Source organism: Phocaeicola sp. HCN-6420, assembly GCF_037890145.1.
Taxonomy (GTDB): domain Bacteria; phylum Bacteroidota; class Bacteroidia; order Bacteroidales; family Bacteroidaceae; genus Phocaeicola.
This window is the reverse complement of sequence record NZ_JBBKBJ010000015.1, coordinates 38,946-63,481: the sequence shown is the minus strand read 5'-3', so window position 1 is coordinate 63,481 and position 24,536 is coordinate 38,946. Positions and strand designations below refer to the sequence as shown.

20 protein-coding genes and 1 pseudogene are annotated in these 24,536 nt (G+C 41.5%); 3 read left to right on the top strand and 18 right to left on the bottom strand.

Going from position 1 to position 24,536, the window contains the following annotated elements; all coding sequences use genetic code 11:
• Positions 1 to 24: 24 nt before the first annotated feature.
• The 4 genes from WKT12_RS10180 to WKT12_RS10165 form a co-directional block, all read right to left on the bottom strand.
• Entirely contained in the window at positions 25 to 1,200 is a 1,176-nt protein-coding gene (locus tag WKT12_RS10180; protein ID WP_340319624.1) for an AGE family epimerase/isomerase, read from the bottom strand.
• Positions 1,201 to 1,625: 425 nt separating this feature from the next.
• On the bottom strand, positions 1,626 to 1,946 hold the full coding sequence (locus WKT12_RS10175; RefSeq protein WP_340319623.1) for a hypothetical protein: 321 nt from the start codon (positions 1,944 to 1,946) through the stop codon (positions 1,626 to 1,628).
• 589 nt (positions 1,947 to 2,535) lie between these two features.
• Positions 2,536 to 3,534, bottom strand: coding sequence for a flavin reductase (locus WKT12_RS10170; protein WP_340319622.1), 999 nt, complete (start codon positions 3,532 to 3,534; stop codon positions 2,536 to 2,538).
• A gap of 7 nt (positions 3,535 to 3,541) precedes the next feature.
• Positions 3,542 to 4,660 carry an aldo/keto reductase gene (locus tag WKT12_RS10165; protein WP_340319621.1) on the bottom strand — a complete coding sequence of 373 codons (1,119 nt, stop codon included), beginning with the start codon at positions 4,658 to 4,660 and terminating at the stop codon, positions 3,542 to 3,544.
• A 198-nt stretch (positions 4,661 to 4,858) separates the two neighbouring features.
• Here WKT12_RS10165 and WKT12_RS10160 point away from each other — a divergent pair, with 198 nt between their 5' ends.
• Positions 4,859 to 5,761, top strand: a complete 903-nt coding sequence (locus tag WKT12_RS10160) for a helix-turn-helix domain-containing protein (protein ID WP_340319620.1) — start codon at positions 4,859 to 4,861, stop codon at positions 5,759 to 5,761.
• Positions 5,762 to 5,956: 195 nt separating this feature from the next.
• Here WKT12_RS10160 and WKT12_RS10155 read toward each other — a convergent pair.
• From WKT12_RS10155 to WKT12_RS10140, 4 genes and pseudogenes are all read right to left on the bottom strand, one after another.
• Positions 5,957 to 6,433: pseudogene (locus tag WKT12_RS10155) on the bottom strand (catalase-related domain-containing protein); the annotation flags it as partial.
• Between the two features lie 268 nt (positions 6,434 to 6,701).
• Positions 6,702 to 7,151 carry a DUF4293 domain-containing protein gene (locus tag WKT12_RS10150; RefSeq protein WP_021971492.1) on the bottom strand — a complete coding sequence of 150 codons (450 nt, stop codon included), beginning with the start codon at positions 7,149 to 7,151 and terminating at the stop codon, positions 6,702 to 6,704.
• A gap of 114 nt (positions 7,152 to 7,265) precedes the next feature.
• The gene (locus tag WKT12_RS10145) at positions 7,266 to 7,601 is read right to left on the bottom strand and encodes a DNA-directed RNA polymerase subunit omega (RefSeq protein ID WP_021971491.1); all 336 of its coding nucleotides are present in this window, start codon (positions 7,599 to 7,601) and stop codon (positions 7,266 to 7,268) included.
• Between the two features lie 27 nt (positions 7,602 to 7,628).
• Complete coding sequence (locus WKT12_RS10140) at positions 7,629 to 8,462, bottom strand: outer membrane protein assembly factor BamD (protein ID WP_340319618.1); 834 nt, start codon at positions 8,460 to 8,462, stop codon at positions 7,629 to 7,631.
• A 142-nt stretch (positions 8,463 to 8,604) separates the two neighbouring features.
• Here WKT12_RS10140 and uvrB point away from each other — a divergent pair, with 142 nt between their 5' ends.
• Entirely contained in the window at positions 8,605 to 10,638 is a 2,034-nt protein-coding gene (gene uvrB, locus WKT12_RS10135) for an excinuclease ABC subunit UvrB (protein WP_340319617.1), read from the top strand.
• Positions 10,639 to 10,816: 178 nt separating this feature from the next.
• Here the strand turns inward: uvrB and WKT12_RS10130 are convergent, their stop codons facing one another.
• The gene (locus WKT12_RS10130) at positions 10,817 to 11,182 is read right to left on the bottom strand and encodes a hypothetical protein (protein WP_340319616.1); all 366 of its coding nucleotides are present in this window, start codon (positions 11,180 to 11,182) and stop codon (positions 10,817 to 10,819) included.
• A 413-nt stretch (positions 11,183 to 11,595) separates the two neighbouring features.
• Between WKT12_RS10130 and WKT12_RS10125 the strand changes: the two genes are divergently transcribed.
• Complete coding sequence (locus WKT12_RS10125) at positions 11,596 to 11,982, top strand: hypothetical protein (protein WP_021971487.1); 387 nt, start codon at positions 11,596 to 11,598, stop codon at positions 11,980 to 11,982.
• Between the two features lie 71 nt (positions 11,983 to 12,053).
• Here the strand turns inward: WKT12_RS10125 and nqrF are convergent, their stop codons facing one another.
• The 9 genes from nqrF to WKT12_RS10080 all read right to left on the bottom strand — a co-directional run bounded on the left by nqrF (position 12,054) and on the right by WKT12_RS10080 (position 24,424).
• Complete coding sequence (gene nqrF / locus WKT12_RS10120; RefSeq protein ID WP_021971486.1) at positions 12,054 to 13,322, bottom strand: NADH:ubiquinone reductase (Na(+)-transporting) subunit F; 1,269 nt, start codon at positions 13,320 to 13,322, stop codon at positions 12,054 to 12,056.
• A gap of 17 nt (positions 13,323 to 13,339) precedes the next feature.
• A complete protein-coding gene (gene nqrE / locus WKT12_RS10115; protein ID WP_021971485.1) occupies positions 13,340 to 13,963 on the bottom strand; it encodes an NADH:ubiquinone reductase (Na(+)-transporting) subunit E in 624 nt (207 codons plus the stop codon).
• Positions 13,964 to 14,038: 75 nt separating this feature from the next.
• Entirely contained in the window at positions 14,039 to 14,677 is a 639-nt protein-coding gene (locus WKT12_RS10110; protein WP_021971484.1) for an NADH:ubiquinone reductase (Na(+)-transporting) subunit D, read from the bottom strand.
• A gap of 17 nt (positions 14,678 to 14,694) precedes the next feature.
• Complete coding sequence (locus WKT12_RS10105; RefSeq protein WP_340319615.1) at positions 14,695 to 15,375, bottom strand: Na(+)-translocating NADH-quinone reductase subunit C; 681 nt, start codon at positions 15,373 to 15,375, stop codon at positions 14,695 to 14,697.
• Positions 15,376 to 15,389: 14 nt separating this feature from the next.
• A complete protein-coding gene (locus WKT12_RS10100) occupies positions 15,390 to 16,553 on the bottom strand; it encodes an NADH:ubiquinone reductase (Na(+)-transporting) subunit B (protein WP_021971482.1) in 1,164 nt (387 codons plus the stop codon).
• A 28-nt stretch (positions 16,554 to 16,581) separates the two neighbouring features.
• The gene (locus WKT12_RS10095) at positions 16,582 to 17,931 is read right to left on the bottom strand and encodes a Na(+)-translocating NADH-quinone reductase subunit A (RefSeq protein WP_340319614.1); all 1,350 of its coding nucleotides are present in this window, start codon (positions 17,929 to 17,931) and stop codon (positions 16,582 to 16,584) included.
• A 587-nt stretch (positions 17,932 to 18,518) separates the two neighbouring features.
• Entirely contained in the window at positions 18,519 to 20,144 is a 1,626-nt protein-coding gene (locus WKT12_RS10090) for a RagB/SusD family nutrient uptake outer membrane protein (protein ID WP_340319613.1), read from the bottom strand.
• A 10-nt stretch (positions 20,145 to 20,154) separates the two neighbouring features.
• Positions 20,155 to 22,896 carry a SusC/RagA family TonB-linked outer membrane protein gene (locus tag WKT12_RS10085; protein WP_340319612.1) on the bottom strand — a complete coding sequence of 914 codons (2,742 nt, stop codon included), beginning with the start codon at positions 22,894 to 22,896 and terminating at the stop codon, positions 20,155 to 20,157.
• Positions 22,897 to 23,050: 154 nt separating this feature from the next.
• Entirely contained in the window at positions 23,051 to 24,424 is a 1,374-nt protein-coding gene (locus WKT12_RS10080; protein WP_021971478.1) for a C1 family peptidase, read from the bottom strand.
• Positions 24,425 to 24,536: the final 112 nt, after the last annotated feature.

The following is a 24,536-nucleotide window of genomic DNA, read 5'->3' as shown; positions in this document are numbered from 1 at the left end:
TTTAAATTAATAATATTTATTTGGCTAACACTTTTCACTCAATTCTTCCAACACTTTCCAGCACTGATACAATCCGCGAGGAACATGAAAGCAACCTTTCCACTTGCCACCCTTCAAAGGCAACAGCACCTCACCGCGACGGTTCAGGTAGCCATACCATTCGGGATATTCCTGGTCTTTGAAGTGAGACCATACATAGTCGTGTACCTTCTCGAACCATTCCAGACATTGTTTATCACCCGTCAGACAATAACCCTTCAGCAATGAAATCAAGGTCTCGATATGTACCCACCACAGTTTCTGGTCCCATTCCAGCTGCTGAGGAGGATTACCCAGACGATCCATGAAATAGTAGATACCACCGTATTGCTTGTCCCAACCATAGTTGAGCATGGTTAGTGTAATGTTCTTTGCCTTCTCTATCAAGTCGGGACGATTCAGACGTTTGCCCAAATCCATAATAAACCACATAGCCTCAATGGCATGACCGGGAGTAACCTGACGGCCTTCGAAAGAGTCGGACAATGAACCGTCGGCCAGTACATTCTCTACAATAATACCGCCTAATTCAGGACGATAAAATACATCCATCACCTCATGGATGCAGGTATCCATAGTCTTCACCAAGAAATCTTCATCGAGCAAATGTTCGATTTCCAATGCCAGATTACAAAGAATCATGGGCAGGGCGAAACCTTTCAAATCGCGAGTACCGGGATGGAGTTTGTTCCATTTACCCTTCGGATTATCCACCTTCGACAGAATGATGTCGAAAGTCTTCTTGGCAATATCAGCATATTCCTGCTTGCCGGTAGCTAAACTTAACTGTCCGAAAGCCATTGTAGCAAACGTATAAGAGAAAATATTATAAGGTTCTACCAAAGGATGCCCTTCACGGTCGAGCGAGAAATACCAGTTGTAATTACCATCGTGACCGTACTTTCTCAGGAACTCACCACCCTGAATGGCACAGTCGAGCCACTCCTGTCGTTTCTCTACCTTATTATAGAGCATGGAAAACATCCAGACTTCACGGCCTTGCAACCAGATAAACTTATCCGTATCAAACACTTCACCATTGCGCTTCAGGCAAGTGAAATAGCCGCCAAACTCCTTATCCTGAGAATGCTGTAACCAGAAAGGAAGCACACTCTCCATAAGTTCTGTTTTGTACTGTTCTGCTAATCTTTTGAAATTCATAATAATATATTTATTAGGTCGATAACTTTTATCCAATAACGTTTTATGTTTTCAGTCAACTTACCGATACTTCCAGCTATCAGCATGGTTGCCTTTTAGTCATTTTGGGGAATGGACTGTTCTGTCATATCTGAACAAGAAGCCACTCGATACAATCATAATCGAATAAGAATAATTTATATTCGACTTTATCATTATTAAATTTATACTTTCAGCCATCGGAGCATTCCGAGCAAACAGCAGGAGTTTCGTTTCAGTTTCACAGATTAAAGTCAACAGTATCAACAACTAAGGACAATAAGAAACAGACAAAACAAAGATGAGCGATGGCTTATTGAAAAATACCTATTAAATATTATTTGATTTCGAAATATTTTATATTTAGTATATAAATGAAAATACCTGTAGATAAGTCAACTGTGGATTCATAAAATAAGAGAACCCAGACGTAGTGCTTTCGTCATAACCTGCATACTTACCAGTTCAAATTTCATATATGGCTTATTAAACTTAACAAGAGGGAAATTCTGATGAGGAATATCATGCGATATTTCATCGAGAAAAGTACCTATAATCTTCAATCCGTTCGACTTAGGAACTATCAACCCAATTACATCATCAACTGGTATAGCAACCAGATATTCCATTCCATCAGGCGAAGCTTGAAGCAAAGATGGCATCACCAACAACGGAGTGTCTGCCAATACAGATTCCTTTAAGAAATCTCTCCAACCCTTTGTTTTCATATTCTTCATAGCTTTCTTAGCAGCTTTACTATGTTTTCAGCACAAATATAAACACATTTATAAAATAAACAAAAAGTTAATAATATTAATTATTATATTTCTAATAAAATTCGAATAACATTTATTATATAAGTTCACAAGAAGCTGAATAAATAAAGGAATATACCAAATTTTCAAGTAATATATATAATATCCAAAGTGAATTAACCCTTATCAAAATCAGTCAAAGACTTTTAATATCTCTGCGAAATAACCAAATGAGAAAACAAAATGATGATCTAAACATTATAGATTGAAAATAGAATCAAAAATATCACACTAATAAAGAGAAGAGAATCATTACATATGATTAATCTATAATGATAATTCTATATTTTATTTACCAATATTTCATCAACCTCATTACCCCATAAAAAAAGAAAACCCCGGTGCATCGCTGCAACGGGGAAATTTAACAATAATAGATGTATAGAAAATTCGAGTTATCAATTATACCAGTCATCTAAAGATCCATGAATATAGTTCAATGTTGCATCCCAGATGTTTGTACCCTGGTAACCTCTCAAAGCACTCCACCATCAAAAATAACTTACTGAATGAAATTATTAATCTGATTAGCCGGATTCAAAGGCTGCTGATCGGATAAAACCAAGTTCTTGACCATGTGCAAGGTTCCCTGCTTGTATTTCTGGAAATGTTTCGATGCGATGTGCGACTGATAAGCAGCCTGACTGGCATAAGTTTCCAGAATCGTTATCCTACAGGGATTTTCCTTTTCGGCAACTGCATACATGGTCAGTACTCCCGGTTCGATCCGCAAAGAAACCTCTCCCACTTCAGTAGCATACTTCATGTATTCTTCCAGATATTCCGGATAGACCTCTATCTTAGACAACCGTACAATTCCATCGGAAGCCATCGGCAGTTTGGCACACATACCTGTTTTTTCATCCAAATTCAGGCATTTACCAATAACCTCTCCTGTAGCCAGATAAGAGTAAGTCGGGAACTCAAACAATACGGGCTTCAGCCGGGTGTAATCCAGTTTGCCGTCAGCCCCCAAAACCTCTGGACTGGCATATGTATTGACTACCGAGCAGATAAAGTTGTCGAAGCCATCAGTTTCATAAATATCCTCCACATCACATTCCATTGTCAAAGGAGATTCATCGATTACCGGAGTACCGTTCTCTCCGAAATGGAAAGCAAACACTTTCGACTTGTCGACAGAGGCTCCGCTGACGCTCCCTACATAATCGGCCTTAGGCAGCATACTCCGGCTCACTAAATTGATAGAAAGTTTCTTCGACTTCTTGATTCCTCGATTCGTATAATGCTGCTTACTCATGCTTACCAGTATACGGTCATGCCCTATGATTCCCGTATGTCCGACGACCAGCCAATTTACTTTTCCTTCTACCTCGGCACCAATCACCGTCATCGGTTTCGGATAAAGTGCCAGCAGACTTCCAAGATTCTTCTTTTCCATACTTACTTCATTTTGTTGTTTCACCTGTTTTCTTTCATTCGTAGTACACGAACACAAAAGGACTAACAGCAGTCCCAATATCAATAATATCTGTTTCATCTCTTTCTTATTTATCAATCTGACTTTCTGTAAACGGATCGGCACGATGTCCCATCAGATCTATTTTAGCATAGTCGCGGTCGAACTCTTCTATCTCCCATGCAGAAAGACGAACTTTTCCCGCCCCAAGAAAATCGTCCAAATGATCGGGATTGGTTGTTCCCGGAATAGGAGCAATCCAAGACTTGCGCGAAAGCATCCATACAAGCGCGAACTGCGCGGGGGTAATACCTTTACGTTCTGCCCATCGTTGCACCAGATATACCAAAGGCCTGTTGTGTTTCAATGCTTCCGACTGGAATTGCGGCAGGTTCCAGCGTCGGTCGTTTCGGGAAAAGGTACTATCTTCGTGAATGACTCCAGTAAGAAAGGCACGTCCCAACGGACAATAAGGCACAAAGCCTATACCCAATTCTTCGAGCGTCGGGAAGATTTTTGTTTCCGGTTCGCGCCACCAGATAGCATACTCGCTCTGTACCGCCGAAAGCGGACAAACAGCATGGGCACGCCGGATGGAACGGGCACTTGCCTCGGACATACCCCAATGCAAGACTTTTCCCTCTTGCATCAACTCTTTTACCACTTCGGCAACTTCTTCTACAGGTACATTCGGATCAACGCGATGCTGATACAAGAGGTCGATGTGGTCGGTACGAAGGCGCTTCAGCGAGCCTTCCACAGCCCGACGGATATGATCGGGACGACTGTTTAAGGCCGTAGGTTCCCCTTCTTCTACTCCAAAGCCGAACTTTGTTCCTATTTTTATTTTACTACGAAACGGCTGTACAGCCTCTCCTACCCACTCTTCACTGGTATGAGGACCGTACACTTCTGCTGTATCGAAAAAAGTTACTCCATTATCGTATGCCCGACGAATCAAAGCAATCATATCTTGTTTTTCGTATTTGCCACCATAATAACCTACCATCGGCAGACAACCCAGTCCGATAGCAGACACTTCCAGATTTCCTAGTTTCCGGCGTTCCAGATTATCCGATGGATTTCTTTCCTCATGATACCCGTCCGATGAAACGGACTGCGCAAAAGTTTTTGACACTCCCGTCCACATACCAACCGCTGATATTGCTGCCAAAGATGACATTTTCAAAAAATTTCTTCTATCCATAAACTTTCAATTAATTACCATAAGACTCTACATGCCAACATTTTACTACCACAAAAATACTAAGCGATATAAAATCGGACGTAACGATATCCATGAACTTCATACCGTTTTTACTGATTTCACCGCCTTCACACACTATCTTTTATGAGAATAACGTATTTTTGTATATAGCATATTGAAGTAAAATCGCAGGAAGCCATGAGTAAGATTATGAAAATAAAAGACGTAAGCGACTACAGCCGCTACCTCGGACATACCGACCGGCATCCGTTGGTCAGTGTCATCAATTACGCAGAAGTATCGCCCATACGACATAGCCTGAACAATTATAGTGTATATGGTATTTTCTTTCACGACCAGCAAGACATTGATCTGACATACGGATGTGGTAAATACGATTACAAGAGTGGAACTGTAATTTGTGTCGCTCCCGGACAAATTGGCGGAAAAGAGGATAACGGCGAACGGGTCATGCTGACCGGCTGGGCATTGCTTTTCCATCCTGACTTATTGCGAGGCACTCCTCTTTGTAAAAACATCAAACAATATACATTCTTCGATTACCGTGTTCACGAAGCATTGCACATGACGGATGAGGAACACGACATATTCGTTTCACTCATGCAGCAAATAAGGAATGAACTGCAAAAGCCACACGACGAACTACAGAATGCTATCCTGATAGCATATATCGAGCTGGTACTAAATTTCTGCCAGCGCTTCTACAACCGGCAGTTCACTACCCGAAAACTAGAAAACTCCGACATTCTCATGAAGTTCGATAATTTATTGAATGATTATTATGAAAAGAATACACAACTTACACTTGGACTGCCTACCGTCCAGTATTGTGCCGATAAACTGTGCATGTCGCCTAATTACTTTGGAGATGTAATCAAAAAAACAACTGGTGACACGGCAAGCAATTACATCCGTCAGCACGTTATTCAACGCGTGAAAAATGAGTTAGCCACTGGAGCAAGCATTGTACTGGTAGCCGACGACCTAGGCTTCAAGTACCCACAACATCTCAGTCGGATGTTTAAACAACAAACGGGGAGCACCCCATCGGAATACAGCGAACGCTTGCGCCAAAAATAAATTTTCAGCTTGTTTTATTCAAATCACCTAAGTGAATCTATCGCCCCACCTTAGTGAAACGATAGCCTCACTTAGGTGAAACTTTATCTTCACCTAGGTGAAAAGATTATATGCTGCCCGCCGAAATCTCTCTCAAGCCGAAAATCCAGCAATATAGCAAGCTGGCATTCCGACAGGCAAGCAAGAAAAGGCGAGTTAAGCTTCAGCCAGTCCCGGATGCGTCATGGGGATTCCCAACGCATCTGCTACTCCTTGACCATACTTCTTATCTGCTTTCATGCAGTTCCGGATATGGCGGAGCTTTATCTCTTCCGGAATATCTCCCATCGATCTCGCCGTATTCTCAAACAAAGCCTGCTGCTGGACAGGGCTCATCAGGTGGAACAAGTCGCCTACCCGAGAATAATAGTCGGAATCGTCTTCTCGGTATTTCCACTGATAAGCAGCTCCATCCACTTCCAAAGGTGGCTCCTTATATTCCGTTTGGTTCTACCATTCACCGTAACTGTTCGGTCCATAGCCTAAAGTAGAGCCATGATTACCATCTACATGCATCTGTCCGTCACGATGATACATGTTCAGGAACGGACAGTGACTACGGTTTACCGGAATCTGATGGTGGTTTACTCCCAAACGGTAGCGCTGGGTATAGCCGATTTGGTGCAGATACCCATTCTTTGCAACGACCATTTAACTTCCCGAGGCTTTCTATTCTGACCACAAGAGAGTTACCGTAAAAAATCGGCATTGGCCTTTGCAGAGTTTTTGCTGAATGTAGCTGAGGGCAGATAAGCCATCATCGAAACAAGGTAAAATAGTATCTTATTACTGCAAGCTACCAGTCAGACTTTCTAAATAAATAAAAAATTCCGATAAACAAGAATTATTCTCTCGCTTACCGGAATATCATAAAAGTTATAACTCTCAGTGACAGGTTCTATTAGCGTAAGCGTTCGTATGCCTTTACCAACATTTCATCTTTTCCAATAGCACGAATAGCCAACCAATTCAATATAATTGAAATAAGAGGAAGGCACAATGTCCATGCAGGCGTAAAGCTTCCACAATCTTTTAATGTTCCCCAAACAAAAACCGCCACAGTTACATAATAACCTATCAGTACAATGCTACTGAACAATGTCAGGCGAATCTGTAACATACGCTTTCTATAAAGAAAAATAGTAATAAGCGATATAAATGCTACGACCACAAGAATAGCAAATAAAGCCCACGGTGCATAGTTCATGTTTCCATCCGGTGCTACTACTGCAAGATTTGTCATATCCGAAACACTTGTGTCCGTATAAAAATGGCCGACAGGGAAAGACATCATCACTACCATCAATATGGCAACGATAAGTAAATAAACAGTCTGAATACGTTGTATCATAATAAAAGAATAATTTAAAGGAGAAAGGATAAATAAAAAACACAGAAGCGCATTATCACCCATACTGAAAATACACTGTAGCGATATGCGTTTCTGTGTTCAAACAATATATCCTTATTGCAGTTTTTCTTTTTCTTTAGCAGGATTTCTGTAATATACCTTACCTTCTATATACTCCTGAGTAGCAATCAAAGTAGGTTTTGGCAGTTTTTCATAATAACGTGAAATTTCAATCTGCTCTCTGTTCTCGAATACTTCCTCCAGATTATCGTTGTAAGAAGCAAATTCTTGTAATTTCTTTGACAAGTCATTCTTCATTTCTACCGCAATCTGGTTTGCACGTTTACCGATGATTGCAACTGTTTCATAGATATTACCAGTATCTTCACACAGTTCCATCAAGTCACGAGTTACGGTATTGGTAGGAGCGTTTGTCTTTTTGTAATCCATAATTTTTTATTTAATTATAAACCTTGATTAATTTTCGTCTTTCACAAATTTACTTGCATCTTTAAAAATTTGTTCCACCTCATTTTTATACTTACTTTCCAGGAACTCATTGATAAATGCATAATATTCATCGATTGTTTCACGCATACGGTCTTCCTTCTTTTCAGGAACACTTTCCTTTGCCATGTCATACTTTGCACGTAAAATCAAAATGGAAAGATCTTCCCGTCTCTTTGTATAAGGATATTCACGTAAAATATTCTGCGCAGTAACTACAGCTGCCAGATAATTATTACCTGTACTACTATACACCGTATTACCTGTATACGATCCTAAATCATAATATAACTTAGCTGACAAGAATTCTTTTTCTACCAGCTTATCCTGCAACTCAAAAATCATGTTCTGAGCCAGTTCCTTACGGTCACTTTCAGGGAAATATTCCATAAACATCTGCAATTCCTCAATAGCTTTATAGGTACTGCTCTGATCCAAACGAGGCTCCGGCGTATCCAAATACAAAGCTTTTCCGCTGTAGAAACGGGCCAATTCTGTATACGTTCCGCGAGGATAAGTCGTATAATATGTATTAAAATAATGAGAAGCTGTTATATAATCTCCCTGATTATAGTAAGTCATCGCCAACATATATGCTGACTCCTCCGCATTGCTCGTTCCCTTCATTATCAAGGCAAGATCTTCGAGAAGAGTAGCAGCTTTACTGTTTTGTCCTTTAGCAAAATAACTTTTTGCAGCTTCATATTTATATTCGTTGTCCGTGCACTTCAGCACTTTATTGTACTCTCCGCATGAAGACAAAACCCCAGCAGAAAGGATAGCCATAACGATGTACTTTTTCATGTTTATCAATATAGATGTGCAAAAGTACTCTTTTCCGACGAATAATGCAATAACTCAATGTTTTTTAATACAAAATTTACACTCCTGCGCCATCAGATGAAAATAATGTGTATTTTTACACTCCTATTAAAATATATACATAATGAACTTCGAACTTGTATCAGAATATCAGCCAACCGGAGACCAGCCGGAAGCTATCGCACAACTTACAGAGGGAGTTAAAGCAGGTATCCCGGCACAAACGCTACTGGGTGTCACCGGCTCTGGCAAGACATTCACAATAGCGAATGTTGTCAAGAATATCAATAAACCGACATTGATATTAAGCCATAATAAAACTCTGGCGGCACAATTATATGGAGAGTTCAAGAGTTTTTTTCCACATAATGCCGTAGAATATTATGTATCTTATTATGATTATTACCAACCGGAAGCATATTTACCTTCCACCGATACTTATATAGAGAAAGATCTCGCCATCAATGAAGAAATAGACAAATTACGTCTTGCTGCTACGTCTGCATTACTTTCTGGAAGAAACGATGTCATTGTTATCTCGTCAGTGTCATGCATTTATGGTATGGGAAATCCTGCCGATTTCTATAACAATGTAATAGAAGTCAAAAAAGGCAAACTGCTGGATAGAAATGTTTTTCTGCGCCGATTGGTAGATAGCTTGTATGTACGCAATGACATAGAATTGAATCGAGGCAATTTTCGTGTAAAAGGGGATACTGTCGACATTTATCTTGCTTATACAGATAATCTGCTACGTGTCATGTTCTGGGATGACGAGATTGATGCCATTGAAGAAATAGATCCCGTTTCCGGCCACCGGATAGGAAGTTTCGACGAATATAAGATATACCCTGCCAACCTTTTCATGACAACGAAAGAAAGTACACTACGGGCTATTCATCAGATAGAAGATGACCTGACCAAACAGGTTGCTTTTTTCGAAGAACAAGGTAAAACCTATGAAGCTAAACGCTTATATGAACGTGTCACCTATGACATGGAAATGCTTCGGGAATTGGGGCATTGTTCCGGTATTGAGAATTACTCCCGCTATTTTGACGGTCGTGAACCAGGTAGTCGCCCTTATTGTCTGCTGGACTTCTTTCCCAAAGATTTCCTGATCGTCATAGACGAAAGCCACGTAAGTGTTCCGCAGATACGCGCCATGTACGGAGGCGACCGGGCCCGTAAAGAGAACTTGGTGGAATATGGTTTCCGCTTACCTGCTGCCATGGATAACCGTCCCTTAAAGTTTGAAGAATTTCAGGAACTGGCCAAGCAGGTTATTTATGTAAGTGCAACTCCGGCCGACTATGAATTGATACAGAGCGAAGGTGTAGTGGTAGAACAAGTAATCCGACCGACAGGACTTCTCGATCCGATAATAGAGGTACGCCCCAGCATGAATCAAGTAGATGACTTAATGGAAGAAATCCAGCAACGCATTGAACAGGAAGAACGTGTCCTTGTCACCACACTAACCAAACGCATGGCGGAAGAATTAACCGATTACCTGCTTCGCCATAACATTCGTTGCACTTATATACATAGTGAAGTGGAAACATTAGAACGTGTACGTATCATGGAAGATCTTCGACAAGGTGTTTACGATGTATTGGTCGGAGTGAATCTGCTGAGAGAAGGACTGGATTTGCCGGAGGTTTCACTTGTTGCCATTTTAGACGCCGACAAAGAAGGCTTTCTTCGCTCCCACCGTTCACTTACGCAGACAGCTGGACGTGCGGCCCGAAATGTAAACGGAAAAGTTATCATGTATGCAGATAAAATAACTGACAGCATGAAACAAACCATCGATGAGACAAACCGCCGGCGAGAAAAACAGCTGGCCTACAACGAAGCACATGGTATTACTCCCCAGCAGATTAAAAAAGCCAGAAATAACGCACTGCTTGACAACACAGGAGGAGAAGCAAATCCGAACAGCAAGGAACTTAAGGCATATACAGACAGTCCTGAGCAAATGCATGCTGCTGCCGACCCAATTGTGCAATACATGTCAAAAGAGCAGTTACAAAAGAGTATGGAACGTACGCGGAAACTTATGCAAGAAGCTGCTAAAAAGCTCAACTTCATTGAAGCTGCCCAATACAGAGACGAACTGCTGCGGCTTGAAGACTTATTAAAAGACAAGTCCTAAAATTCCATCAAGATTAAAAGATTTCCACTTAAAAAAGACAAGCAACAAGAACTATATTTACCGGCAAGATAGAACCGGGAGATATAGTTCTTATTGTCCTGAAGAGATAAAAAAACAATCACCCCGAACAAAACAAGTATATTGTCTGTCCGGGGTGATTCTTTATATAACGCTTGTATTATTTCTCAATATCAATACCCTTATTGCGTAATGTCATTGCCATCAGGCGCAAATAATCGCTGTACTGCTTTTCAGTCAAAGTACCTTTCATCAACTTCAGATTTCCATACACAGCATTACGAATCTTCTGATTACTGTTTTTCTTTGAGCTGTTTGCCATCTCCATCTGTTCCTGAAAATAGTCGCAAATATTAGCAACTTCTTCATGTTGCTGAGAAGAAAGTTTCAAATACTGTGTCAATTTCGCCTTGTTAATAGCGCCATCCCATTTTTCAGTAACCTTAATTGTATCATTTGCACCGTTAGCAAATACAGAAACAGAAAAAGTCAATGCCGCTACTAATGTAAATCCTAATTTTCTCATAATACCTAATTTTAATGTTACCTAAAAACTTTGTTACCTTAAATACTTATACTTATTAAATCTAGTTTAGCTTGAGCTCAATCCTTTTACCGCAACAAAGGTAGAAAATATATTCTACAACATACAAATGAATCTACTTAAAAATGCATTACACATATCATTTATTGATATAAATCAAACAAACCATATCATAACAGGTATCAATGCAACACTTTTGTAACATCAAGTTATTATTTCAATTAAATCATTGACTTTTTGAAATGCGATACACAGCAAAATCATATACATAAAGTTCCCATATTGAAGATTATTGCTTACCCACAACAATACACTTCCCCAAAAGGAGCATCACCGTTTTGACAAACCTTAAAAATATCCTATTTTTGCATACAATAAAACCAAAAGAAGTCAATATGAAGAAACATGTTATTTTATTAACGCTGGCAATTCCTCTATTAGGACTGTCATCATGTATGAGTATCTTCTCCAGTTCGCAACAGCCCATAACCATTACAGGAGAAAATGGAATCAAACTGTATGATGCAACAAATAATGTAAAACTTGCAGAAATCAAAGAAGGAGAATCTACTACAATCAAGTTAAAGAAGAAACTTTCCGATAAAACCATTATAGCCAAGAAAGAGGGTTATAAAAACACTCCTTTTGTCATAGAATCGGCTTTCAATGCAAAATCATTGTGGAATATATTATTCTGGCCAGGATTCCTGATTGACTTAGGTACAGGAAAAATCAACAAATATGATCCGGTTATTTATAATATAGAAATGGAGAAAGAATAAATATCTATTAATAAAAAAGCCTTTGACTTACATCAAAGGCTTTTTTTATTAGTGTTTAGAAACTTGTCAGATTATCCGCCGAAGTTATCATACATGATAGAAGAGCTTTCTACGCCCAGGCTATCAAGCATGTTAACCACAGCTTTTGACATCGGACCAGGACCACACATGTAGTATTCGATGTCTTCTGGAGCTTCGTGATCTTTCAGGTAAGTGTTGTACATAACCTGATGAACGAATCCCGGAGTATACTTCACGCCCGCTGCATCGGCTGCCGGATCCGGACGGTCGAGTGCCAAATGGAAGTGGAAATTCGAGAAGTCCTTTTCCAACTGCAAGAAGTCTTGCAGATAGAATACTTCATTCAATGCACGAGCACCGTAGAAGTAATGAAGTTCACGATCTCTCGTATTCAGAGTACGAGTCATATGCATAATCTGTGCACGAAGCGGAGCCATACCGGCACCACCACCTACCCAGATCATTTCCTTCTTAGAGTTGAAGATCGGGTGGAAGTCACCGTAAGGACCACTCATCAATACCTTATCACCTGGTTTCAGGGTAAAGATATAAGAAGAAGCGATACCCGGCATTACATCCATAAATCCGCTACGGTCTGGTTTGAACGGCGGAGTAGCGATACGAACGGTCAACATGAACACATCACCTTCAGCCGGATAGTTAGCCATTGAGTAAGCACGGATTGTTTCTTCCTCGTTTTTACATTTCAGCTTAAACAAACCGAATTTTTCCCATGAAGGCAAGTATTCCTTACCGATAAGATCTTTATCGATATCCTTGTCATAATCCATTTCATATTTAGGAATCTTAATCTGAGCATAAGAACCCGGAATGAAGTCCATGTGAGCACCCTTAGGCAACTGCACCTTGAATTCCTTGATAAAGGTAGCCACGTTCTTGTTAGAGATAACCGTACATTCGTATTCTTTTACGCCCATTACAGATTCAGGTACCTTGATAGACAAGTCACCTTTCACCTTCACCTGACAGCCCAGACGCCAGTGGTCTTTCTGCTGTTTGCGGCTGAAGTGGCTCACTTCAGAAGGCAGGATTTCTCCTCCACCTTCTACGACCTGACATTTACACTGTCCGCAAGAGCCCTTACCACCACAAGCAGATGGCAAAAACACTCCGTTTACAGCCAATGTATTCAGCAATGTAGAGCCAGACTCTACTTCCATTTCTTTATCGCCGTTGATAGTCAATTTTACATTACCGGAAGCAACGAGAAACTTCTTTGCCACCAGCAAGATGACTACCAGCACCAGAATAGTCACCAGGAATACTCCAATGCTTGCTAAAATAAAATTCATATCCATTGTCTATTCCTTTCCTATTAGATGTTCAAACCAGAGAAACACATAAATGCCATTGCCATCAGACCTACAGTGATAAATGTGATACCCAAGCCTCTCAACGGAGCAGGTACATCAGAGTAAGCCATCTTTTCACGAATAGCAGCCAAGCCCACAATAGCCAGCAACCAGCCCAGACCTGAACCCAATGCATAAGAAATTGAATCCCATACATCACCGATGAACTTAGAGTCCGACGGAGTCAGGTTGATACGCTGCTGCATGAACAGTGAAGCACCCATGATAGCACAGTTTACAGCAATCAACGGCAAGAATATACCCAGTGAAGCATACAGTGAAGGACTGAAACGTTCTACGATCATTTCAACCAACTGTACAATAGCGGCAATCACGGCAATAAAGAGGATGAAGCTCAAGAAGCTCAAATCGATACCCAGAATACCATCAGCAGCCAGCACCTTAGTCTGGAGCAGATAGTTCACCGGCAGTGTAACCACCAGCACGAAGGTAACGGCAATACCCAGTCCCAGTGCGGTCTTTACATTCTTCGATACAGCCAGATATGAACACATACCCAAGAAGAATGCAAAAATCATATTGTCCACAAAGATAGAGCGGACTAATAAACTTATAAAATGTTCCATAATCTTGTTTTAATTGAGAACCTTCCGCAAAACGAGAAAACCCCGCCTACGAACAAGTTCTTCATTGAATAACTATTATTCTTTATCTTGCAATTCTTTGTGTTTAGCACGCTGATACCAAATAAGACATGCTACGATGATCAATGCCATAGGAGGCATCAGCATCAAGCCGTTGTTTACATAGCCAGCGCTCTTTATTGCATCATAGTTCAGAATGTTGAAACCAAGCAATGTACCAGAACCCAGCAACTCACGGATAAATGCAACCATTACCAGAATCTTTGCATATCCAAGACCGTTTCCGATACCATCCAAACAAGATTCCCACGGACCATTAGCCATGGCAAATGCTTCCAGACGTCCCATCAGGATACAGTTGGTAATAATCAGACCAACGTATACAGACAACTGTACACTTACATCGTAAGCAAAAGCCTTCAACAATTCACTTACAATAGTTACCAATGCGGCAACAACAACCAACTGCACGATAATACGGATACGGTTAGGAATTGTTTTACGGATCAACGAAATCACAACATTAGAGAAAGCTGTAATAATGGTAACAGAAAGTCCCATTACGATAGCAGGCTCCAACTTAGAAGTAACTGCCAGTGCAGAACAGATACCCAATACCTGTACGGTCACCGGGTTATTCAAACCCAACGGAGTAGAAAATACTTCTCTATTTTTAGCTGAAAATAAACTTCCCATATTATTATCTCCTCCTTTTATTCGTTAGTAGTTAAAAACTTGGTGTATTGTCCCATACAGTCTTTCAGCATCTTGTCTACAGCAAGAGAAGTAATTGTACCTCCGGAAATACCATCTACCTGGAATTCCGGTTTTTCAACCTTACCATTCTTTACAACACCCAGACCGATGGCACCATTCTCCATCACATTTTTATCTTTAAATTCGTTCTGGAAGTGTTCTGTAGCAATCTCAGCTCCCAGACCCGGAGTTTCTGAAGCATGAGAAAAATAAGTTCCGTAAACAGAATTCTTATCTTCATTCAGTGCAACATATCCCCAGATAGCTCCCCAAAGTCCGGCACCGTAAACAGGAATGACATATTTAGTCTGACCGTCTATTTCGCAAACGAACAGGTGAGCACGACCGTTTTCCTTATATTCTTTTTCGTATGCAGTAACAAAAGCACCTTCATACGGAGTAAGTGTTCCGTCTTCGGCAACAACCATATCAGACTTCACAACTTTGGCAAATTCAGCTTCTGCATCCTGTACATTCTTGATGCCCAGTGAAGAGAGAATCTGCTTCTTTGTATCAAGCTCTACGTTCTTTCCCTGAATATCGCGCAGAGAAGAGTTAACGAAAGCCAGCAAGAATGCTACGATAACAACCATTACCGAAGCATAAATGATAGTATAAGAGTTACTATTAGTATTCATTGTATATTCGGTTTTTATTTGTTAGACATAGCACGTTTCGCACGACGAGAAATATTGTTCTGAACTACAACGTAGTCGATCAGCGGTGCAAAGATATTCATCAGCAGGATAGCCAGCATCATACCTTCAGGATAACCCGGATTCAATACACGGATAATGATTGCCATGGCACCAATCAGGAAGCCATATACAAACTTACCGTTTTCTGTACGTGAAGAAGTTACCGGGTCAGTAGCCATAAACACTGCACCAAAGCAGAAGCCGCCCAAGCACAAGTGTTCGTACCACGGCATGTGAGCAACACCGGTATCAGGACCAATCGTATTGAAAATCCATCCCATTACAGCTCCACCAACAAACACAGACAACATTGTCTTCCAGCTTGCTACACCAGTCCACAACAAGATAACAGCACCGATTGCGATGGCGATTACGCTTGTTTCACCGATAGAACCCGGAATCAGACCAGTAACCATGTCCCATGAGAAAGCAGGACATTCAGCAACCTTGGCAACACCCAGAGGAGTTGCAGCAGTCAGTCCGTCAACAGTCTTACCCAGACCGAAGATACTGTCACCTGATACCCATACAGCATCACCCGACATCTTGGTAGGATAAGCAAAGAACAAGAATGCACGAGTAATCAAAGCCGGGTTAAAGATATTCATACCTGTACCACCAAATACTTCCTTAGCGAAGATAACAGAGAATGCTGTTGCAACAGCAAGCATCCACAACGGACAGTCTACAGGAACAATCATCGGAATCAACATACCAGAAACCAGGAAACCTTCCTGAATTTCTTCCTTCTTCCATTGTGCTACGACGAATTCGATTCCCAGACCTACTACATAAGAAACAATAATTTTCGGCAGAACAGCCAGGAAACCGTAAGCAAACATTTCGATAAAGCTACCGCTGATGCCTGCATGAACATAATGCTGATAACCGACGTTGTACATACCGAACAACAGTGCCGGAATCAATGCAATAACCACGAGTGACATGATACGTTTGCTATCAATCGCATCGTGGATGTGCGTACCTGTCTTCGAAGTAGTACTCGGAACAAACAAGAATGTTTCGAAACCATCGAACACAGAACGAAAAGCATGATATTTGCCGCCCTCTTCAAAGTTTGGCTTTATCTTATCTAGATAATTTCTTAGCGCTTTCATTTATATTCTATTAATCTTTTAGTTAGTATTAGCACATTTCACGACGGAGCATATCCAGTCCTTCGCGAACGATACGCTGCAATTCCATCTTAGAAGAGCAAACGAACTCACACAGAGCGAAGTCTTCAGGAGCAACTTCGTAGATACCCAGTTGTTCCATGCGGTCAATATCTCCGGCAATGATTGCTTTTATCAAATATTCGGGCATGATGTCCATCGGCAATACCTTGTCATACTCGTTAGACATAATCATGTGACGTTCGCCACCTTTTACACGAGCATCCAGTGTGTATTCCTTCTTACCCATCAGCCAGCTGAAATAAGAGCGGCTGGTGCTGAACTGATCAAGACGAGGCATGATCCATCCCAGCATTTCGTGTACATCGTTACCTTCAGGAATAACTGTTACCTGGCTATGGAATGCGCCAAGGAATCCGTTGGCAGAAATCTGCTTACCAGTCAGTACGTTACCGCTGATATAGCGCAGTTCTTTTCCATTATTTACATTACCGGCAAAAACATTTGTCAGACATGCACCTACTTTCAGCTTGCAATAAGCAGCCTTCTTCACTTCAGAGCCTGTTACAGCAACCGTACGAGTCATGTCTACACGTCCGGTATTCAGCAGACGACCGATAAAGATTACAGCCTGCGGATCGATTGTCCATACGGTTTCACCTTTATTTACAGGAGCAATGTGGTTAATCTGTACACCTACGTTGCCTGCAGGATGAGGTCCGTCGAACACTGTCACAGTCACGTTCTTAGCCTGTGTCAGAGCTGCAGCACTTTGTTTTACACTAATACTCAGGTAAGTCTTGGCAATTTTTGCCAAAGCATCAAGTCCTGTCTGGAAATTTGCTTCTTCACCTTTCAGGGCAAATTCAAAATCAGGAGCAAGCGGATTGCTGTCGAACGCTGATACGAAAATTGCTCTCGGAGCAACTGTAGGATCGGCAATGACATCATACGGACGCTGTCTGAAGAAAGCAAACATACCACTTTCCAGCAACAGTTCCTTTACTGCAGCGGCATCCATCTTGGCAACGTCTTTCTTGCCAAACTCCTGGAAGTCCTGTTCTGCAGCTGCTTCAACCGTAATGCTCATCACTTTACGGCGAGCTCCACGCTCCACACTGGTTACTACGCCGCTTACGGGCGAAACAAATTTCACTTCAGGATGATTCTTGTCAATAAACAAGGGTCCTCCGGCCATAACATATTCCTGTTCCTTCACTACGACCTTAGGTGTTACACCTGTAAAATCATCGGGAATCAACGCATAGAATCCCGGCTCTTTTACAGCTACCACTTCAGCAGTCGCCTTGCCTTTCAGGTTAATGTCAAGACCTTTACGCAATTTTATTAAATTAGCCATATTGGGTTATAAAAAATGGTTTTATAAATTTGACTGCAAAATTAAATAAAAAAGAATGGAAATAAACAATTTCAAGCGGGTTATTACGGAAAAAATTCTTTATATAATTGTTTATAAGTTACAAAAAGCCGCATTTTGTCTTCATTTTGTAATATACAGAGAGCAATTTTGATTATTTTACACTCCATCAAATCCGACTGTTTTCAGACTGATTTGCGAGCATTTCTCGTTTAGAACCATTTGACAAGAATTATAAAAATTTAGCTGAAAAGTGATTTCACCAGCAAGGTTTCGAAAAGCAGAAGAAGGCGTTTTTCCGAAACGCCTTGCCACGAAAAGAGGGACAACAATAGATTTTAATCATCATCCCGTCAGGAGTAGAAAAATCTTCGGCACGTGTTACTGAAAATTTGTACAAAAGATTTTATTTTTTGTACAAATTTTCAGAAAACATCAGCACAAATTTATTCACAGAAGCAGAGCTTTCAAAAGAGAAGCCTTTATATTGTCATTCAGCCACTTAGATTTTTCTGAATGAAAGTCTGCATTATGTTTTAAATGAGGGCATCTTTCCTGCCCTCATTCTATCAATATCCCGGATTTTGCTTCAGTAATCCGTTCATATCAATAACTTTTGCCGGAATCGGAAAAACAGTAGTATAGCCATCCGCCTCGCCGGGAAGCTGGGGACGGAAGCTGTAAGAACGAGTAAACTGATGGAAGCGGATCAAATCTTGACGGCGCCACCCTTCCCATGCAAGCTCCAGTTGCCTTTCGGACAGCAGGTTATCGAGAGTTGCCTCACGGTAAGGAGCTCCTACCCTGCCACGTACTTCATTCAGTTCGGCAGTACCGTCTTCACCGTTTCTTACTTTAGCTTCACTCATCATCAGTAATACATCTGCATAACGGAACAGTACGATATCATTATCCATCAGCTTACCATCCTTTAATGCCGTATTATCTACCTCATATTTCTTCATACGGGCACCCGCTGTCTGCTCATATTCTGTATTCGATACATCGAGGGCTACTTTGTCAGGATAATAAATTAAAGGTTCACCGTTGTCGAGCAGTACAGGATTGCCTTGCAAATCGTACACTTCATCTGCAAAATAACAATACTCAAAACGAGGATCTACCGCATCAGTCCCGTAGCCGAAAGTCTGCAAAACTTCGAGTGCTGCACTCGATCCGTTTTCACCTCCCAGCCCGTAGGCCTTAGCATGATTATAATGACGAGAGCGGAAAAGATATTGCATCTGGTTAGTGTACAGGGTTTTACTCATAGGAATAACAAAAATATTTTCCTGTGAAGATTCGTTAAAAATGGCAAAATTGGAAGAATAATCATTTTCCAGCCGATACCCCATCCGCGCAAGTTCTGCACAATAAAACTGCGTAGTTTGCCATGCATTAAGCTGTTTTCCATCGACGGTGAAATAAATGGCACTTCCTTCCGGATAAACGCCATCGGTCCAGTCGGCATCCATATAAACTTCTGCATTTAGAGCCAGTTTAGCCAACAGGAAATAAGCTACGGCTCGTGTCATTCTTCCGTAATAAGTACCGGGAGTATTACTTCTTTCTTCACTCAGGAAAGGCGCAGTTTCCTGCAACTCTTTTACAATAAAAGTAAAAATCACATCCCGTTCTGCCTGCAACATCGTTTTATCGCCACCCCCTGACGAGGTTATCAGAGGCACCCGCCCAAACAAATCCATGGTATAATAATAGAACATAGCGCGCAGTGCACGCACTTCTGCCTGATAAGCAGGAAGCTCTTTATCGGAATGGGTAGCCGCATACTGCCCAATCTGTTCCAGCGAATAATTGCACTGTTTGATGGAACGGAACAAATATTCCCAAGTATTCAGTATGGCATCGCTGCTCACTCCCCACTGATGGAGGTAAAGCCCTTGCCAGAACCCGCCATCATACCAGTCGCCACCGCGGGTGGGCATGATAGCTTCGTCAGTCGTAAAGGTATTCAAATCGTATATTCCACGTCCCGTACCCTGCAAACCTTCTGAATCTTTGTAGCTTCCCACATAATTATAAAGTGAAGCCACGCCGTTACGGTAAAGAGCCGATATGTTAGAATAGGCTTCTTCTTTGGATAAGCCATCACGAGGATGTTCTTCCAGAAAACTGCTGCACGATATATTCATAGCTGCAGAGCAGGCCAGCATGTATATATATAGTTTTTTCATAGTAAACGGTTTAGAAATTAAGGCTTAAACTGATAGTATAGGTTCTCGACAACGGATAAGTACGTTTATCATCCACTCCCAATGTAGAATCGACAGTCATGCTGTTGATAAGAGGAGTCAGTCCTGAGTACCCACTGATTGTGCCCAGATTGTTGACAGTAAACGCCAGACGCATGTTGTGCAAAAACTTTGTATTCTTCAATGGAACATAGTATCCTACCGTAAGATAGTCAAAATTGATATAATCGCCATCTTCCAGCCAGTAGTCGGTCGCAGTCTGATCCTTGATCATCCGTGCAGGAGCTTCCGCCATCACGTTATAATCGGGAAGACTGTTCATATTCATGTATGTCAGCGAGGTACCATTATATATCTTATGTCCAAAGGCTCCATTTATTTGTAAAGAAACATCAAACTGTTTGTATCGGAAACTGATATTCGAGCCAAGCAGAGTTTTCGGTACAGCTTGTCCGGCAATATAGCGGTCCTCACCATCTTCCAGATTCACCCCTCCTCCATTCAGATCGGCTATCTCGTATTTATATCCTCCATTTCCGTCGGGAACCAGTCCGGTACAATGAGGCAGATAGAATACTCCCAGCGGCTGTCCCACTATCTGATACACGATATTGTTGTATCCTCCGTGGAAACCGGCGCCGTTTAGTCCGGCTATAACAGTATATTCTGAAGCAGAAACATATTCTCCATCATACATACCACTCAACGAAAGCAGCTTGTTTTTCTGGAAAGTGATATTTGCATTGATATTCAGCTCCATATCTTTTGTCTTCAACGGAGTAATGCCAATTGAAATTTCTGTTCCGCTATTCCGCATCGAACCGATATTCGCCAGCAACGTATTATAGGTAAAAGGAGGAACACTTACCCGATAATTATAGAGCATGTCGGTAGTCTTGGAATTATAATAGTTGACAGAAAGCAGCAAGCGGTTGCCATACAGACCAACATCCAGCCCGGCATTGAACGTATGTTTCACCTCCCATTTCAAATCGGGATTGATATTTCGAAGCGTTTCATACGTCACGACAGGAGAATTGCCAACCGGTGCGACTCCGTTCGGGCGGACAAGGTTCATCGTGGTATACGAATCTATGCCTCCCTGATTGCCGGCAAGTCCGTAACCTACGCGCAGTTTCAGATTGTCTATCCATGAAAATTGCTTCATAAACTCTTCACTGGTTATATTCCATGCAGCCGAAACAGAAGGAAAAAATCCCCATTTATGATTTGCACCAAATTTGGAAGACGCATCGGTACGGGCGTTGACCGTAAGCACATAGCGGTCGGCAAAGGCGTAATTCACTCGTCCCAGAAAAGAAGCCAGATGAGGTTCTTCGTAATATGACCCCGTTCCATCCCACGGGCGCAATGCACCAGCCTGCAAATTATCAAACCCCATACGATCGGATGAAAAGTTTGTTACCGTAGTATAAAAGCCCGCATATACGTTTTTCTCTAATTCTGCCAGTGCCAGTACATCAATAAAATGTTTTTTTATTTGCTTCTGATAAGTAAACATCGCATTTCCCAGCATCGATTCTGAGCGGCGATTTCCACGATACGCCTGTCCGTGTGCCCAGACCGTAGTAGGAAGGTACTGGGAGTCTTCGGAATCATTGTAAGTATAAGAGCCGAAAAGGACAAATTTCAAATCGTCAGATAAATTGAAATTCAATCGGGCGTGCGCACTAAAATAAGAAATATCATCACGGTCGTTTACTTCCATCCATGCCAACGGGTTGGTAATCTGGCTGGCCGTCGTTATCTGATCCCATGCATCCGTCGTATAATCTTTATGATTCGGGAAGGTAGGATTAAAAGCTGCTGCTGAATAAAAAGTCTTTTGCAGATCGACCAGGTTACGGTTTTTCTTGACCGAGCCGAAGAGTCCCAAGTCGCATTGAATAAACTTGCCAAATATATCCTGCGACATATTCATGTTCGAAGTGAAAAGCTTCATACTTTCATTCAGCACTACGCCTTCCCTGTCGAGATACCCCAGCGACACACGATATTTGGAAGCATCTCCTCCTCCATAAAAAGCGATATTATGATTTTGCTGAATGCCCAACTGTTCTATTTCTTTTTGAAAATCCGTATCGTAACCCTTATCAAGAATTGTCAACCCATGCGCCGCTGCAACATTACGATATTCGGCTCCTGAAAGCATACCCAAGTGACGATAAGCATGAGCGATACCGAAACTTCCGTTGTAATTGATACGCGTTTTACCGGAAACGCCTTTCTTTGTTGTAATATTAATAACGCCGGAAGCACCACGAGAACCATACTGAGCAGTTTCGGAAGCATCTTTCAAGATGGTAAAGCTCTCTATATCCGTAGGATAAACAGAAGTAAGCATACTTAAGTCGCCCAGTACACCGTCTACGATAATCAGCGGATCATTGCCGCTTGTCAATGAAGTAGTACCTCGCATTCGCACCGACTCCAAGGCAGCTGTACCGTTACTACTTTTCATGATTGACAATCCCGGGACTCGTCCCTGAATGGCTTCCAACGGATTGGCAAGCTGTTCCTTGTTCATCTGCTGCTCGGTAATCTGCTCTACCGAACCGGATATATTTTTCAGACTACCTCGTGCATACCCTACCGTTATCACACTATCAGGAAGTGAAAGGGATTCATTTTGTGCATTCGCAGTCTGACACAACCAAGGGGCCAGCAGACAGGCTGCCAGATATTGCGGCCTCGTTCTTCGATGCTTCTTCATACAGATTCGATTTTAAGGTTATAATACGAAGTTAAGCAAAAAAGAGGACAAAAACAACCCTGCGGTAAAATAAAACGTCCTGAAATCTTTTCAGGCCATACCAATAAGCGTTTAAAGATTTCAGGACGTTTGGTCTATATATCTACGTCATCCGTTATTCTTCCGGTGCAAACATCGGATCCCATGCAGGAAGACGCACCGGTTTCTGCTTCAGGATATCCAGTACTTTCGCCGGTACATATTTCTTTTCTACCACCAGACGGAACATATATTCATTGAACCATTCGTCTGTCATAATGAGATGTCCTTTATAACCTGATTCTGCTCCCCAGCTATTTTCAACCATCCACTTTTTAGGCTTTCCGTCTTTATCCAAATCGACGGCCATCAATGTCATGGCATGGCTTGATCCACTGGCAAATGTCTGTACACGTTGTTTCTTGTCCATTCCAAACGTTGTTCCCATCAATGATTCATAATCGAAATTTTTCAAATCAAGTGTACCACGTTTGCTATCCAAAAACTTTGCGACATCACAAGAGAAATACATCATCGTGCTGTCTTTGATAGACGCGATTGCCATCGCTTTTATATCATCAACAGGCAGATTTACATAGGTCCAGTTCTTTCCATCGTATACATGACGGTCGAAATCAATTTCATAGCATTTGTAATATTCACGGCTCGGGTCGTTCATCAGCATAACGTAATTATTCGTCAGATCGTTACCCAAATATTCCTGATAGAAAGATTGCGGAGTATATTCTTTAGTAACCCCGTTCATTGTCCAGGTAAAGTGCTCAACCGGTTCGCCGAATGCCAGTGCCAGCATACGATATATGGTAGAAAGCATTTCTGTTTTTTTCTGTTCCAGTGCTGGAAGTTTACCACCTTTGGCAGCCTCATCACGTAATTGCAATCCGAACTCCCTCAACTTCAGGCCAATCAGACGGGCAATCTGTGAAGTGTTCTCGCTGCTATAAGTTTCAGGCATGACAGAAGCAGGAACAACACCGTACTTTCCTATTACATCGGATATACCGGTAAACTGTCCGCCATCGCTGATCGGATTACGGAACAGCCATTCTACCATTTTATCATCCATTGGTTTTTCACGTGTATCAATAATGCCTTGCAGGAAAAGGTTTGCTTTTTCCAACTGATCGTAGAAGAAACAATAATTCTGAGAGAATTCCATTTCATCCAAACCATACTTGGCTATCATTTGTGCACGTAATACATTTAAACCGGTAAACAGCCAACAACGTCCGGATTGCTGCTGGTCGGTAATGCCATGCGAAATAACTTTATTCGAAAAATTCGTATCGAAGTTAGCCAGATTTTCATGATTTTTCGCCAAAACTGCTATGCTGGTTCCTGCCATTGCATTATAAATGGCCTTATCGGAAGCAGTATGTTTGTAGCTGCTCTTTATCTGATTCAACATGTCTTGTGTAATTCCCCCCTCCTGGGCCTGTACGCCCAGTGTCATTGCCATCAGGCATGCCAACGTGATTGTTTTTTTCATATATCTTACTTTATCATTTTAAATTAATGTGCCAAAAGTACGAAATACTCTTTTAAAAATAGTAAAATAAGATGGCAAAATATAGATTACTTCAAGTGATATTTGTAATTTT